Annotated in this window: 13 protein-coding genes; 1 reads left to right on the plus strand and 12 read right to left on the minus strand. The window is 41.3% G+C overall.

The features are described from left to right. Window positions 1–30: 30 nt before the first annotated feature. The 8 genes from AB5618_RS06235 to AB5618_RS06270 form a co-directional block, all read right to left on the minus strand. Window positions 31–255 (minus strand): acyl carrier protein, encoded by a 225-nt coding sequence (locus AB5618_RS06235; protein ID WP_148462587.1) that lies wholly within the window; start codon window positions 253–255, stop codon window positions 31–33. A 141-nt stretch (window positions 256–396) separates the two neighbouring features. After that, the gene (locus tag AB5618_RS06240; RefSeq protein ID WP_148462588.1) at window positions 397–1899 is read right to left on the minus strand and encodes an AMP-binding protein; all 1503 of its coding nucleotides are present in this window, start codon (window positions 1897–1899) and stop codon (window positions 397–399) included. Window positions 1900–1915: 16 nt separating this feature from the next. Continuing rightward, window positions 1916–2884 (minus strand): hypothetical protein, encoded by a 969-nt coding sequence (locus tag AB5618_RS06245; protein WP_148462589.1) that lies wholly within the window; start codon window positions 2882–2884, stop codon window positions 1916–1918. Continuing rightward, a complete protein-coding gene (locus AB5618_RS06250; RefSeq protein ID WP_148462590.1) occupies window positions 2871–4382 on the minus strand; it encodes an MBOAT family protein in 1512 nt (503 codons plus the stop codon). The genes AB5618_RS06245 and AB5618_RS06250 overlap by 14 nt, the downstream gene beginning before the upstream one ends. Window positions 4383–4508: 126 nt before the next feature. Next, window positions 4509–5324 carry a hypothetical protein gene (locus tag AB5618_RS06255; protein WP_148462591.1) on the minus strand — a complete coding sequence of 272 codons (816 nt, stop codon included), beginning with the start codon at window positions 5322–5324 and terminating at the stop codon, window positions 4509–4511. Window positions 5325–5363: 39 nt separating this feature from the next. Then, entirely contained in the window at window positions 5364–6110 is a 747-nt protein-coding gene (locus tag AB5618_RS06260; RefSeq protein WP_202017098.1) for a transglutaminase domain-containing protein, read from the minus strand. A gap of 93 nt (window positions 6111–6203) precedes the next feature. Then, the gene (locus tag AB5618_RS06265) at window positions 6204–6842 is read right to left on the minus strand and encodes a hypothetical protein (protein WP_148462592.1); all 639 of its coding nucleotides are present in this window, start codon (window positions 6840–6842) and stop codon (window positions 6204–6206) included. Window positions 6843–6990: 148 nt separating this feature from the next. Continuing rightward, a complete protein-coding gene (locus tag AB5618_RS06270; RefSeq protein ID WP_148462593.1) occupies window positions 6991–8022 on the minus strand; it encodes an N-acetylmuramoyl-L-alanine amidase family protein in 1032 nt (343 codons plus the stop codon). A 172-nt stretch (window positions 8023–8194) separates the two neighbouring features. Here AB5618_RS06270 and AB5618_RS06275 point away from each other — a divergent pair, with 172 nt between their 5' ends. Then, complete coding sequence (locus AB5618_RS06275) at window positions 8195–8356, plus strand: hypothetical protein (RefSeq protein ID WP_173715531.1); 162 nt, start codon at window positions 8195–8197, stop codon at window positions 8354–8356. Between the two features lie 121 nt (window positions 8357–8477). On the opposite strand, the gene spoIVA is transcribed toward AB5618_RS06275, so the two are convergent. The 4 genes from spoIVA to AB5618_RS06295 all read right to left on the minus strand — a co-directional run bounded on the left by spoIVA (window position 8478) and on the right by AB5618_RS06295 (window position 14150). Then, complete coding sequence (spoIVA, locus tag AB5618_RS06280) at window positions 8478–9947, minus strand: stage IV sporulation protein A (protein ID WP_368366584.1); 1470 nt, start codon at window positions 9945–9947, stop codon at window positions 8478–8480. Between the two features lie 154 nt (window positions 9948–10101). Continuing rightward, window positions 10102–11790, minus strand: coding sequence for a [FeFe] hydrogenase, group A (locus tag AB5618_RS06285; protein ID WP_148462595.1), 1689 nt, complete (start codon window positions 11788–11790; stop codon window positions 10102–10104). A gap of 12 nt (window positions 11791–11802) precedes the next feature. Further along, window positions 11803–13674: an NADH-quinone oxidoreductase subunit NuoF gene (locus AB5618_RS06290; protein WP_148462596.1), complete on the minus strand. Its 1872-nt coding sequence runs from the start codon at window positions 13672–13674 to the stop codon at window positions 11803–11805. Continuing rightward, entirely contained in the window at window positions 13671–14150 is a 480-nt protein-coding gene (locus AB5618_RS06295; RefSeq protein ID WP_148462597.1) for an NAD(P)H-dependent oxidoreductase subunit E, read from the minus strand. The genes AB5618_RS06290 and AB5618_RS06295 overlap by 4 nt, the downstream gene beginning before the upstream one ends. Window positions 14151–14287 lie beyond the last annotated feature (137 nt).

A 14287-nucleotide genomic window follows, 5' to 3' on the forward strand; every position in this document is an offset into this window, starting at 1 on the left:
TTCTTCCCCTTATGTACTACAACATTCAAATCAGTCTTTCAGACGGCAGACCATTTCCCAAAGCGCCGTTGCAGAGTTAAAGTTCTCCGGAATAATATCTGCCGGAGTAATAGCAATATCAAACTCATCTTGAAGTTCGCTGACAATTGACAAAATTGCAAAAGAATCAAGCAAACCATCATCAATCAGAGTATCACAGGTTTCATAATCTACCCCTGGCTTAATATCCTCAAGAATTTCTATTAATTTGTCCATTTTTGTTTCCTCGCTTTCCAATTATCGTTTTTGCACAAATACCTGCTGAAGCAGGATACATTTATTTTCCAATTACGAGCATAACACAAATCCTAAATCATTTCAATACGAAGAAAGCTTCACTTCTTTATACGTTACTGTTCAGCTAATCTGTGTTGCCAGAAGTTTTCTGTTAATTTTTCCATTCTGATTATGAGGCATTTCAGGTAAATGATTGATTTTTCTTGGCTGCATATAATCCGGTAATTTTGACCTTAATGTTTTTAGCAATGTTTTATCGTCAATTGCGCCAGAATAGAATAACACAATTCTCTTTTTAGCCGAATCAAATACACAACAATTTTCATCTACTCCATCAATGCTGCTTACATTTGCCTCAATTTCGCCGAGTTCAATTCTTCTTCCCATATATTTAATCTGGAAATCTTTGCGACCATAGTACTCCAATTCACCATACTCATTGAAACGTACCAGATCGCCCATTTTATATACTGTTTCCGGATAACAGGAATTCAGTGGATTCTGAATAAATACTTCCGCGGTCTTTTCGGGATCTTTATAATATCCATATCCTACTGAATTTCCTCTGACAACCAACTCACCAACACCTTCTGTTATAGGATTGCCATGCTCGTCAATCACAAGAACATCACAATTGCTGTACGGAATGCCGATTGGAAGGATATCTTCATCTTTAAATTCCCGGTCTACAATATAGTAAGTACATCCATCTGTAATCTCAGTAGAACCATATGCATTAATATATACAGCATCCGGAACCGCTTGCTGCCATGCCTTCAGCTGTTTTATTGGCATAACTTCACCGCCGAAAACAATGAGTCTGATTGCTGACAGATCTGCTACAGAAAATGCATTTGTATTAGCTATCATGCAAAGTGCAGATGGAACCCAGCTAAGTAAATTAATCTTATTTTCGTACAAATATTGAACCAGATAAGCTGGGAAAAGAAATTTGCTTTTGGGAATCAGGTAAGCATGTGCTTTGGCCGCAATTGTTCCATAAATATCAAGAGCCGTCATAACATAGTAAAACGGAACCTGAACACCCAGTACATAGGTATCGTCCATTTTATAGTCTGAAACCAATGCAACTATGTAACTGGTGATTGCTTTATGAGGTGTGACTACTCCTTTTGGAACTCCTGTCGATCCAGAAGTAAAAAGGACATAAAGCACATCCGTCTCCAGAATCTTTGCTTTACTCTCTTCAATTGTTTCTTCAAATATTTCAGAATCATTTAATTCCTCTGTAACAATAATCCTGTCTTCACAAAAAAACTCTTTTGCATTTTCAAAATGCTTTCTGTCTGTAAGTACCAGTTCTGGCTCAAGTACTTCAAATATTTTATTAATTCGCTCAACCGGCATTTCCGTATCAATTACAGAATAAAAATTGCCACTATAAGCGACTGCCATCATTGATGAAATACAGTAAATGGATTTATCAAAATAAAGGGCTACTGGTTTCTTACGAAATCCCGACTTTATAATCGGCATTGCAATCCTGTAAGCCTCTTCCTGAAGCTCTTTATATGTAAGGGATCTTGCTTCTTCCGTAAAAGCAGCTTTATTTGGATGTGTTTTTACAGCATCATCCAGAAAATCTGTCATAATTCTTGGCATATGACACCTCCATATATTAAATTTGGTTTAAAATATTTGCCAACACTTTAGAATACTCTTTTGCAGCATTTCCATTCATATGACCATTATAGTCCGTATAACTGCTTAAGTCGTGAGAAAATGCCTTGAAGTATTGTGTATTAAAATTCAGGTAAGTAATTCCTTTTTGATTAAAATACTCTCCCAAATATTTTGAAGCCGCATTAAAATTATCACTGTAAACTTTCAGTGTATCAATTGGAATCGGAGTAGTTACAGCTACAAATTCAATATTATTTTCCGCGCAAAAATCAATCAGCTTTCCAAGATATTCCATATTCTGCGGGTTTACCTGATCTTCTGTAAAATCCTTCATAGACTGCATTTTCAGCTTGGTTGTATCAACCGGATAACGCTCAATCAGGCCACTTTCATGGTATTCCTGGGTATCGCTCTTTAAATGGGAAATATCATAATCTTTATTCCATTTCTGAGAAAAAGTTTCCTTTACTTTTCCAAGCTCATAGCTAAGTGAATATTCATACCACGGAAACAGAACAGTTCTGAAATTGCAGTCCGCAATAGAATTCCAGAAATATTCCAATTTAGCTTTTGAGAAAGGAAACTCGTGATAAAACAGAAGATAATTGTTTCCTTCTTCTTTTTTGGAAACCAGATATTCCGGATCCACTTCATAAATAATTCTGGTAGGCTTCTGCTTCTCTGCAATCAGCTTCGCAATATGATACGCGTCAATTACGTATTCTCCTCCAACGCACATATTGTGACCAGTTCTTCCTGTAATTTCTTCCATTACTGCCGGATCAATATCTGTCATTCCGTGAGAAGTTCCCAGAATAATGTCATCATATTGATTATTTACCACTGCATGAATATCATTCCTCATAAAGGTACATGGATAAAGCGCCATATCCAATCCTACAAGAAGTGTTATACACACAGCAAGTACCAGTACTGTCTTTACGATTTTCTTAAAATTGTGCATAAATAAAACCTCTCGCTACTGCAGTGGAACCAAACAAGCCAATGGATACCAGCATGCAAAAATAAATGGCAGCTGTAACAGGTAAAGGAAGCTTTGCAAGAGACTCGCGAATTTTCACTCCTCTTTCCTGAAGTACACTGACAATAAACTGAATCACACATAAAACACCAATGATCAAAAGAGCATAAGGAGTAAATGCAGTCCCCTGTTTACCTGCCGGAATCATAAGAAGCTGAGATGGAGCAAAACTTGTCAGGGACTGCTTCATCATAAGAAAAGCCTGTCCTACACTGTCTGCCCGATCAAAATAATTACCAATAAGAACCAGTATAAACGTTCTGACTACTGTAAATACGTAATACCAGGTTTCTTTACCGGAAATATTCAGTTTTTTCTTCCAACTGCGATAGTTATCAGCCATAATTCCACTAAATGCAATAATGATACCATTATACATACCATATACGATATATTTCCATGCAGCTCCATGCCAAATACCCACAAGGAAAAATACAATCAGATTTGCTGCACCAATTGGAATAGCACGGCCGATTTTCTTACCAAATACTTTTTTGCATTTCTTACCGAATTTACTCATCCAACGAGATAATGTAACCGGATAGAATACATAATCCTTCATCCAGGTTCCAAGGGTGATGTGCCAGCGATGCCAGAAATCTGCAGTCGATACTGCAAAATAAGGTCTTTTAAAGTTCTCATCCAATTCAATTCCAAACATAGAAGAAATACCGATCACAACATCCATTCCACCAGAGAAATCTGCATAAATCTGAATCAGATAAAATAATACTCCAAGCAGAGCAACTCCATTGTATTTCTCCGGATCACAAAAAATCGCATCTGAAAAAACCGCAGCCCAATCTGCAAGAATCATCTTCTTAAAAAAGCCCCAGAGAATTCGTTCAAACCCTCTGACAATATTCTGACTTTCAAATTTGTGCTCTGCATAAAGCTGGTTTGCCAGACGACTGTATCTACCAATAGGTCCCTGTAAAATCTGGGGAAAATAAGATACAAACAGCGCATACTTAAACGGCTGTCTTTCTGCCTTACATCTCTTCCAATATACATCCAGAAGATATCCGGAAGACTGAAATGTGTAGAAAGAAATTCCAAGGGGAAACAGAAGTTCAATTCCTCTTAAATGTAAATGAAACAGGGCGTTGATATTCTCTATTGTAAAGTTGGTATACTTTACCACGCCAAGCATCCCGAAATTGAGAATCAGCCCAAGAATTAAAAGTTTTTTTGCACCTTTGTGATTGCCGTTTCCTTCTGTTTTTTCAATGAGAAGAGCCAGCAGCCAGGTTACAAGGGTGGAAAAAAGAATAAAGACAACGTAACGGGGACCGCCTGCTATGTAATAGATATAACTGAAAGCAAGAAGAACGATCCACTGAAATCTGCGTGGGACAAGATAGTAAATAAGTACACTTGCCGCCACAAATAGTATAAACAGATTAGATACTAACGACATATTTTTCTCCTAAACCGGACATGGCTCTGCACTGCTCCTCACAGTGCAAGAGCCATGTCCTGTATTTGAGTTGCAAAGCAACTGAAAGTCCTATATGGTGTGCCCCTCTATAGGAAGCAAATCTTTTTAATTTAAAAGACCATTATCCAGGCAGCCGTCTCCGCCGTCATCACCGCCGCTATAATCATCCCCACCGCCGTAATCATAGGAATAATCATTGTTGTCGTAGGAGTAATCATAACTCTCTGTCTGCTGTGCAGCTGCCGCCTGGTCTGCTGCTGCCTGAGCTGCGGCTGCATCAGCAGCTGCCTGGTCAGCGATTGCTTTCTCAGTATCGTATGTACTCTTCTTCTCTTTGGTGCTCTTCAGTTTATAAGTACCATAAATAATTCCATCCTTCTCGCGAAGAGTAAGGGTACCAAGATCCTCAAGTACAATACCGTGAACATCTGCTGTTGTTCCGTCTTCAAAGGTAAGCTGCATATCATAAGTTGGAGCAGTATCCTCAGAAGTTTCTTCCGCTGTCTCTGCTTCACTGTTTTCTTTGGAAAAATATACTCTCTTCTTCTCTTTTAACTCAAATACATCGTCAGCTTCCATCATATTCTCAGGGAATTCTGTCTCATCAGCAGTCTTGATCGCAAGTCCTGTAATCTTTTTGCCTGTACCATTTCTCAGTTTAAAAGCAATGCAGCCTTCTGTCTTTTCGCCAACTGTTTTTAAGTCTTCTTTCTTTTTGGCAGCGGTCCTTTCTTCTTTTGCATCATCAGAATCAGCTGATTCCGCATCTGCCTCTTCTGCATCTGCATCCTCTTCCTCATCAGAGCTGTCTTCTGCAGCATCTGCCTCAGCTGCTTCAGTTGTCTCTGCTGCAAAGCAGCTTACCGGAGCTGCAATGGCTAATGTGCCTGCTAATAATGCCATTAATAATTTTCTCTTCATGATCAATCTCCTTATGTCATTCTTTTTAGTTATAAAAAATCAGAAGCTGATTTTTGTTCTTTTTTCATTATATTTGTAAGTTCCCTTAGCACCGTATTTGAATTTGTATCCACTGTTGACATTTGGGTTATTGCGGTATGTATATGCAAAGTTCGGATCATATACATAAGTGGTTTTGCCGGATTTAATCTCGCACCATGCATGCTCGCCGTCTTTGCCGTTGCGCTGCGGCACAGAACCCATAACAAATTTAACATTCAGCCCTTTTACTTTCGCCATCATAGCAAAAGTTGCAGCCATTACATAGCAGTCACCTTTGCCATATTTAAAGCCATACGCTGCATAATATTCAACTGCATTCTTACTTTTTCCCGGTTTCTTTACGCCGCCGAAATATTTAATTTTTGTGGAGCTCCAGGTAAATGCTTTTTTAAGGTTTCCGCCGCATTTTTTAAGTCGGATTGCTGCCAGTTTCTCGGCTGTGGAAGCTGTGGTTACCACACCTTTTTTGTTGATATGATAATATTTATTTTTGATTTTGTAGCCATATTTGTTTTTTACAAGTTTTCCATTCTTGTAATAATAGGTCTTACCTGCTTTTTTGTAGAAACCTGTTTTCGGTGGTTTGTTTTCCTGCGCAGGTGTAGGTGTAACAACCGGAGCTTCAACTACAGTTGTCACAGTAGTACTGCTGTCCGCGGTTCCTTCTGCAAATACAGGAGTTCCCATTGTAAGTGTCATACTCAGTGACAGAACAACTGCCAATGTTTTGGTAATCTTTCTCATATTTATTTTCTCCAATCTTATATTTCTTTTATTATTTAGAGTCCGTTAATCTAAAAATCCGGCTCCAAATATCATTTTTGCAATCTGCATATTCTATCGGGGCTGAATACCGTATATGATTTCACCACCGCTGATTTTTTTTCCAAGTGATACATAGATATTTGCATATGTCAGTTTCATATCTTTGCTTACACCATTCATACAGCTGGAATAGGATCTGGTCTTGGAGGGTTTGCCAAGAAGTTTGCGAAGTTTCACACCGTTTTCCATATATTTGCTGGCTTTTTTCAGCTGGCTGCTCTTCTTGGCTACACGTACACCATTCTTATCAAAGTAATAAGGGGTTCCTTTCAGGTCTGCATATACACCTTTTTTTACTTTATATCCATTTCGGTCAAATCCATAGTACTTTTTGCCAATCTTCTTAACTACAACATTTTTCTTATAACCGCTCTCCTTCGGCGCTGCATAAGCCACTCCGTTTTTACCAAAGTACTGTTTCTTATCTGCACTCCAGCAGTTCTTCTGCATTACGCCGTCTTTGTAATAATAGGTTTTGGAACCTTTCTTAATAATTCCATTTAATAATGCAGGTGTGGGAGCTGCAACCGGATTTTCGACTACAGCGGCTGCTCCATCACTGCTGCCAGCTACCTCTGCATTTGCAATTACTGGTGTCTGCAGCATAAATACACACATTGCAGGAAGAAGTAATTTTTTCCACTTTTTCATTTTCTAAATCTCCTTTATAAAAATTTTTAGCTTTGTAACTTTTTCGTACCTTCTCAGTTGAATCATGATTTGCATGAATTCGCGCACCTTGCGGAATACTGTCTTCTGAATAGTTACTTCGCTTTTTATTTTTAAAGCAGTTTCTGCCTTAAAATTTCACACTTGATCTTACAGAATATGCAAAATGGGTAGATGCCCCGAACAAAGGTCCCATATTGTCATAATAAAGCCCATCAATCATTACAAATCCATGATCGCCAGTGGTGGCAATTACATACGGCTCATATCCTAAAACCTTGGCACATGCAGCAACTGCACTTGCAACACCGTAACAGCATCCTGAAAGATTATTATCAAACATGTAAATGGCAGACTGATAAGGCCAGATCTGAGTCCTAAACTCTTCATCAGTAGGATAAATCCATGGCTTGAAATCAGTATAGCCCATAAGATAATTGAAACAGGTTCTGAATTTCTGGCTGTTGGACATATTCGGAGCAGTATGCTTCTCCACAAATTTCCTTGCTTTTCGCATACACTCAGCTTTAAGTGCAGAAACCTGAATGGCAACTCCTTCTGAATTGATCTCGTATTCCTTTCCCTTTATCTTATAGCTGGTTTTATTTCTGATGAGAACACCTTTTGAATTAAAATAGTATTTCTTCCCCTTAATGGTCTGTAAACCGGTCAGCCGATAGCCTTTTCTTCCAATGTAATATCTCTTACCTTTCACAGTAAGCCATTTACTCTTCGGCGCGCTGGTTCCGTTCTTTCGGATGTAATAATAGTTTCCTTTGTATTTTATCCATCTGTTTCTTGCCGCATCACCATTCGACAGATAATAGCGTTTTTTGTTCTTATATATCTGCCAGCCTGAATAGCGAATTCCACTCTTATGGAGATAATATTTCCTGCCGTTGATCGTTACCCAACCCGATTTCTGAAGTAAAGTACCATCTTCCTGCCGCCATTGATACCCTTTTTCTACAGCTACCCAGCCAGGATCAGCTTTCGGTGGAACAACTGCAGAGTTATCTGCATTTTCCTCTTTTGGATTAACGGAAGTACTTTCAGAAGTCACAGGCGTCGCTTCTGCAGTTTCCGCATATACAATTTGGACTGGTTCTGTGGAAAGCATGGCTGTCAGTATCAATACCAGAATGCGACTTCTCTTTTTCATATTCCTTTCCTCCCATATCTTGTTTCATTATAACAGCATTTCTTCTTCCACTGTAAAAGCATTTTTCCATATTATACCAAAATCATATACAAATTTCCATGTTTGTTGCGTAAAATGTATAAAATTAACTTTTCTGTAAAGACTTTTATATAAACTTTACAAGGAGGTTTTTATGTTGCCTGTAATTTTACTTATTGTTTTATTTTTTGCGTTGCAGCTGCTTGTACTTTTCTGTTGTGTTGCGGCGGGAAATGATCCTTATTCACAGTTTCTTTCAGACGAGGAACAGGTGGAATATCTGGCGCGCTGGAAAAAAGAACATGGATATAAATAATCTTTGATAAGGAAAGGGAAGCACCACAGTTTTCCGTATATTGGTAAGTACCCATAAAGTATTTTTATATATGAAAAAAAGGCAGTGCTTATAACAATACTGCCTTTTTTCATAAAAATGCCTATATGATAATACACACAAGACCGCCTTTACTGTCATTTACGATTTTCTGCATGGTATCCTGGAGCTTCACCTGGCTTTCCTCGCTGATCATGGTCAGCTTGCTGCGGATGCCATCCTGTACCAGCTGTTCAATGGATTTTCCGAAAATATTCGTCTCCCAGATGCTCTCTCCTCTTGCATCGCTTTCCCCAATATAAGTGATCAGGTCTTTTGCCTGCTGCTCCGTACCTACGATCGGAGCAATTTCAGTTTCAATATTTGCTTTGATCATATGAATAGACGGACTCTTTGATTTAATTTTCACACCATATTTATTTCCCTGGCGGATCACAGCCGGCTCTTCCAGCTGAATCTGGGAAAGCTCTGGTACAACTACACCGTAGCCGCTGCTATTTACTGCATCCAGGGCATCTTTAACCTTTACATACTTTTCCTTCATTGCAGCAAGCTCCTTCATCGTATGGATCAGCTCATACTCACTTTCCATAGGAATTCCACTCATATCGCTAAGCATCTTATAGTAATATTTATCATCTATCTGAAGCCGTATCTGAATGGTTCCATCAGAAAGACCTACGTGATTCAGAAGAGTATCCTGTACATAAGGACCTTCCAGTTTTACCGATTCCCTGGTAACATCACGAATGTGTAAAAGCTTCTTCATGCACACTTTGATCTGGGAAAGGATCTGGCTTTTCAATTCGCTGTCTGCAGGCAGCATTTCCACCCATTTGGGAATAAAAAACTGCAGCTGGGTAATGGGAAATTCATATAGGATTTTTTCCAGGAGCAATGCGACATCTTCTTTTTTCAACTGCTCACAGTTAACCGCAACAACTGGTACCTGGTACTTCTTCTGAAGCCCGTTAACCATCTGAGTGGTTTCTTCTTTATAGGGAAACTGAGAGTTTACTACAATGAGAAATGGCTTTCCCTGTGTTTTCAATTCAGCCACAGTCTGTTCCTCGGCCGGAACAAAATTTTCCCTTGCTATTTCTCCAAAACTTCCATCGGTGGTGATCACAAGACCGATCGTAGAATGTTCCTGGATAACCTTTTCTGTTCCTGCTTTTGCAGCTTCATGAAAGGGGATTGCCCTGGAAAACCAGGGTGTTTTTACCATCCTCTCTTTACCATCCTCAACGTTTCCTCCAGCATCCTTTACAAGAAAACCAACACAATCGATAAGCCGCACTTTCGCCTTCCTGTCTTCGCCAAGATCAACTGATACAGCTTCTTTTGGGATAAATTTGGGTTCCACAGTTGTGATCATTTTTCCGGAACCACTTAATGGAAGCTGGTCCCTGACCTCTTTCTGCATTTTTTCATCCATTCCGGGCAAAGCCACCAGTTCCATAAATCTGCGGATAAATGTTGATTTTCCTGTACGGACAGGGCCTACAACGCCTATGTATATATCGCCTCCGGTTCTGGCCTGTATATCACGGTAAACCTGAAAATTTTCCATACAAAAAAGCCCTCCTGCCTGATTATTTAAAGGTCTGCAAGATTTGTTTACAGCGTAATGCTTATATTCTTCCTCTAAATAATATGCAGTCGGGCTTTTTATTATACCAGTCTTAATTATTCTCTGGAGCGTGTCCAGCTACTATACATCAGCATCAATAGAAATCATTGTGGAGCAGTTTGTGCTCTTTTCCTTTAAGCAGTCCCTGATACAGTTCCAGAACCATAGGGTTCTCGTCGGATTTCTTGATCAGCATTGTATTGTCGGCATTATACAAACCTTTCGCTCTTGCAGCTTTGGTTCTGTCACCGGCCCGTACCGGCTGGCCACCGCCCATAATACAGCCACGGCGGCATGCCATTACTTCAATGAGATGATAGTTTGCTTCGCCGTTCTTTACACGTTCCATAACGGTTCTTGCATTTGCAAGACCACTGGCCACACATACATTGATATCCATTCCCTTGTATGGAACTGTGAATTCTTTGATTCCTTCATCTCCACGGACACCACACTCAGAAATCTCCCGCATGGTCTCCTTGGAATGATCCGGGCTTAAGCGGCGTAGAACCGCCTCTGTAACACCGCCGGTAACACCAAAAATAACGCCTCCGCCGGAGCCAAATCCAAATGGCATATCACATGCTTCAGGCTCTAACTGTGCAAAATCAAGGCCAAAGTTATCGATCATGCGCAGCAGCTCTGTGGTTGTAATTACAATATCCGTATCCTGTTTCTCATCAGTAAAACTGTTCGGACGGATTGCCTCCGCCTTCTTGGCTGTACATGGCATAATAGATACCATAACGGTCTTTTTACCCTTGGCATTCTCCGGATCACGGAAGTATTCTTTAATAACTGCAGACATCATTCCCTGTGGGGATCTACAGGTAGACAAATTCGGGATATAATCCTTATACTGGTCTGTAATAAATTTCACCCATGCAGGGCAACAGGAGGTAAGAAGTGGAAGCTTCTCCCCCTTCTCAACTCTTTTTAGAAATTCTGCTGTCTCCTCCATAATAGTAAGATCGGCGCTGAAAGTAGTATCATAAATCTCGTCAAATCCCATTCTGTGGAGTGCATTGACAATTTTGCCCATTACGCTCCGTCCCTTCGGAAGGCTGTAATGATCACCTACCGCAACACGAACTGCCGGCGCAATCTGTGCTACTACACGTACATCCGGATCTGCAAGAGCTTCCCAGACTTCATCCATATGCGTCTTAATGGAAATGGCACCTGTCGGACAATATACACGGCACTGTCCGCAGTTTACACACTGGGTTTCTGCGATTTTCTTATTAAACGCAGGAATTACAATAGCCTCTGTTCCACGGTATGCAAAGTTCAATGCTCCGATTCCCTGAAGCTCCTCGCAGGCACGGACACAGTCACCGCAAAGGATACATTTGTTCGGGTCACGGATCAGAGATGGTGAACTATCATCAATCTCATACTGCTCTCTTGTATTCTGAAAACGGATGTTATGTACTCCAAGACGGTGAGCCAGCTCCTGAAGCACGCATTCTCCACTCTTTACACAGGTTGTACAGTCACGGCAATGTGCTGCGAGAAGCAGTTCCACAATCAGTTTCCTGTATTTTTTGATCTTACCTGAGTTTGTATAAATTACCATTCCATCCCTTGGCTCCTCAGAACAGGAAGCGAAGGTTCTTCCTCTGTCATCCTCTACTGTGCATAGACGACAGGCTCCAAAAGTGGAAACCTCTGAGTGATAACAAAGTGTAGGAATATTAATGCCTGCCTTGCGGATTACGGTCAGGACATTTTTTTCATCTGTAAATTCGACTTTTCTGCCGTCAATCGTCATTGTACCCATAATCTGTCCTCCCTACATTTCCACATATATTGCATCAAAGTTACAGTTATCCTTACAGCTGCCGCACTTGATGCATACATCATTATTAATATGATAAGGTGATTTAATCTTGCCGGAAATTGCCCCGGCAGGACAGTTCTTGGCACATTTTCCGCAGCCAATACAGAATTCCGGATTAATGTGGAACTGACGGAGTGCTGTGCAGACCTTGGCCCGGCACTTCTTGTCCCGGATATGCTCTTCGTATTCCTCGCGAAAACGCTTCATGGTACTGAGGACAGGAAGAGGTGCACTCTTTCCAAGTCCGCAAAGAGCCATGCTCTGAACCATTTTGGCAAGCTCTTCCAGCTCGTCAAGATCAGACATCTCCCCATTGCCTGCTACAATCTTCTCCAGGATCTCCAGCATGCGCTTGGTACCCTCACGGCATGGAACGCATTTTCCACAGCTCTCCCGCTGGGTAAAGCTCATGAAGAAACGGGCAACCTCTACCATACAGGTATTCTCATCCATGACAACAAGACCGCCTGATCCCATAATAGCATCAAGCTTCTTTACAGAATCAAAATCAAGAGGAGCATCCAGCTGGTCTTCTACAAGACATCCGCCAGATGGTCCGCCAATCTGAACGCCTTTAAATGCAGCGCCGCTCTTCAGACCGCCTCCAATATCATAAATAATCTCACGAAGTGTGGTTCCCATTGGAACTTCAATAAGACCTGTATTCTCGATTGCTCCGGTCAGAGAGAAGGTCTTGGTTCCCGGGCTTCCCTCTGTTCCGATGGTGTGGAACCATTCAGCACCCTGCAGGATAATCTTCGGAACATTTGCGTAAGTCTCAACGTTATTTAATACAGTTGGCTTGCCCCACAGACCTTTCTCAACAGTACGAGGTGGTTTTACACGAGGCATACCTCTGTTTCCCTCAATGGAAGAGGTAAGGGCAGAACCTTCACCACATACGAAAGCTCCTGCACCACGATTAATATGTAAATGGAAATTCACACCGCTGCCAAGGATATGATCTCCAAGGAGACCATATTTCTCAGCCTGGGAAATAGCAAGACGAAGTCTGGCTACGGAAAGAGGATACTCTGCACGAACATATATGTATCCGTTCTCAGCGCCAACTGCGTAAGCGGCAATGATCATGCCCTCGATCATCTTATACGGATCGCCTTCCATAACGGAACCATCCATAAATGCTCCCGGGTCACCCTCATCACCGTTACATACTACATATCGAGTTTTCTCAGCCTGTCTGGCTACCTGAGACCACTTCTTGCCTGCCGGGAAGCCGGCGCCTCCGCGTCCGCGAAGACCAGATCTGGTAACTTCATCAATTACATCCTGGGGAGTCATCTCTGTAACTGCCTTGGCAAGAGCAGAAAAACCGCCTGCTGCAATATATTCGTCAATGGATTCCGCGTCAATCTTACCACAGTTTTCAAGAACGATCCTAGTCTGACGGTTAAGGAACGGGATATCCTCAGGCTTCGGACAGACTTCATCTCCATGGCGGTAAAACAGACGATCTACAGGATGTCCAAGGCGTACAGTTCGCTCCACGATCTCCAGGCAGTCCTCCTCCTGAACATGTACATACTGATATCCGTATGGTTCAATCCTTACAAGAGGTCCCAGCTCGCAAAGACCCTGGCAGCCAGTCTTGATAACGCCTACGTGAGGGATATCTTTCTGCATTTCAATCTCTACACCATCAATACCTTCACAGAGTCTTACCATCTCATCATAGATTTTCTGAGCACCGGAAGCCATACATCCGGTACCGGAACAGACAAGAACACGGCATGTGAAGCTCTGGATATTTTGTTCGATCTCAGCTTTTTTGCTTTGCAGCTCTTCTTTACTGTTAATCCTCATCCGTTCTCACCTCTCAATCTGTTAATAAGCTCTACTACCTTCTCCGGTGTCATCTTGGCATGCACTTCTTCATTCACCATACAGGTGGGAGCAAGCCCGCAGGCACCAAGACAGGATACGGTCTCCACAGTGAACATCATATCATCTGTGGTATGCTTCTTATTGCTTAATCCCAGTTCTTTCATGAATGCTTCTTTAACCGGGATTGACTTTCTTACATGACAGGCTGTGCCATCGCATACCTTGATAATGTATTTTCCTTTCGGTTCAAAAGAAAAGTTCTCATAAAAGGTTGCAACACTGAAGGCCTTCGCTTCAGTAACGCCGATCTGTCCGGCTACGTAGGTCAGAAGTTCTGCAGGCAGGTACCGATATTCCGCCTGGATATCCTGCATGATGGGGATTAATGAGGCAGCACACCGCTCATAATGCTCAATAATCTCATCTGCTTTCTTGTAATATGACTGATCTACCATTTTGTTAACCTCCTTACTTGCCAGATGCCTCCAGGTCTTTTGTCCCCGTCCTCCAAAGCTTCCGGCTTTGCGTATTTTTTAACAGACATGACTATTTTTGTAATGAAATTATATATTTTTTTGTTCATTTTGGCAAG

The sequence above is a fragment of the Ruminococcus sp. J1101004sp1_RTP21198st1_B9_RTP21198_201120 genome (genome assembly GCF_040924245.1).
GTDB classification, from domain to species: domain Bacteria; phylum Bacillota; class Clostridia; order Lachnospirales; family Lachnospiraceae; genus Blautia_A; species Blautia_A faecis.

What these genes read in the sequence shown, in the direction of transcription:
- AB5618_RS06265 (WP_148462592.1), bottom strand. Translation starts at nt 6,842, where the DNA reads ATGAAAAAGTGGAAAAAATTACTTCTTCCTGCAATGTGTGTATTTATG.
- AB5618_RS06260 (WP_202017098.1), bottom strand. Translation starts at nt 6,110, where the DNA reads ATGAGAAAGATTACCAAAACATTGGCAGTTGTTCTGTCACTGAGTATG.
- AB5618_RS06250 (WP_148462590.1), bottom strand. Translation starts at nt 4,382, where the DNA reads ATGTCGTTAGTATCTAATCTGTTTATACTATTTGTGGCGGCAAGTGTA.
- AB5618_RS06255 (WP_148462591.1), bottom strand. Translation starts at nt 5,324, where the DNA reads ATGAAGAGAAAATTATTAATGGCATTATTAGCAGGCACATTAGCCATT.
- AB5618_RS06290 (WP_148462596.1), bottom strand. Translation starts at nt 13,674, where the DNA reads ATGAGGATTAACAGTAAAGAAGAGCTGCAAAGCAAAAAAGCTGAGATC.
- AB5618_RS06245 (WP_148462589.1), bottom strand. Translation starts at nt 2,884, where the DNA reads ATGCACAATTTTAAGAAAATCGTAAAGACAGTACTGGTACTTGCTGTG.
- AB5618_RS06270 (WP_148462593.1), bottom strand. Translation starts at nt 8,022, where the DNA reads ATGAAAAAGAGAAGTCGCATTCTGGTATTGATACTGACAGCCATGCTT.
- AB5618_RS06275 (WP_173715531.1), top strand. Translation starts at nt 8,195, where the DNA reads ATGTTGCCTGTAATTTTACTTATTGTTTTATTTTTTGCGTTGCAGCTG.
- AB5618_RS06285 (WP_148462595.1), bottom strand. Translation starts at nt 11,790, where the DNA reads ATGGGTACAATGACGATTGACGGCAGAAAAGTCGAATTTACAGATGAA.
- AB5618_RS06295 (WP_148462597.1), bottom strand. Translation starts at nt 14,150, where the DNA reads ATGGTAGATCAGTCATATTACAAGAAAGCAGATGAGATTATTGAGCAT.
- spoIVA (WP_368366584.1), bottom strand. Translation starts at nt 9,947, where the DNA reads ATGGAAAATTTTCAGGTTTACCGTGATATACAGGCCAGAACCGGAGGC.
- AB5618_RS06240 (WP_148462588.1), bottom strand. Translation starts at nt 1,899, where the DNA reads ATGCCAAGAATTATGACAGATTTTCTGGATGATGCTGTAAAAACACAT.
- AB5618_RS06235 (WP_148462587.1), bottom strand. Translation starts at nt 255, where the DNA reads ATGGACAAATTAATAGAAATTCTTGAGGATATTAAGCCAGGGGTAGAT.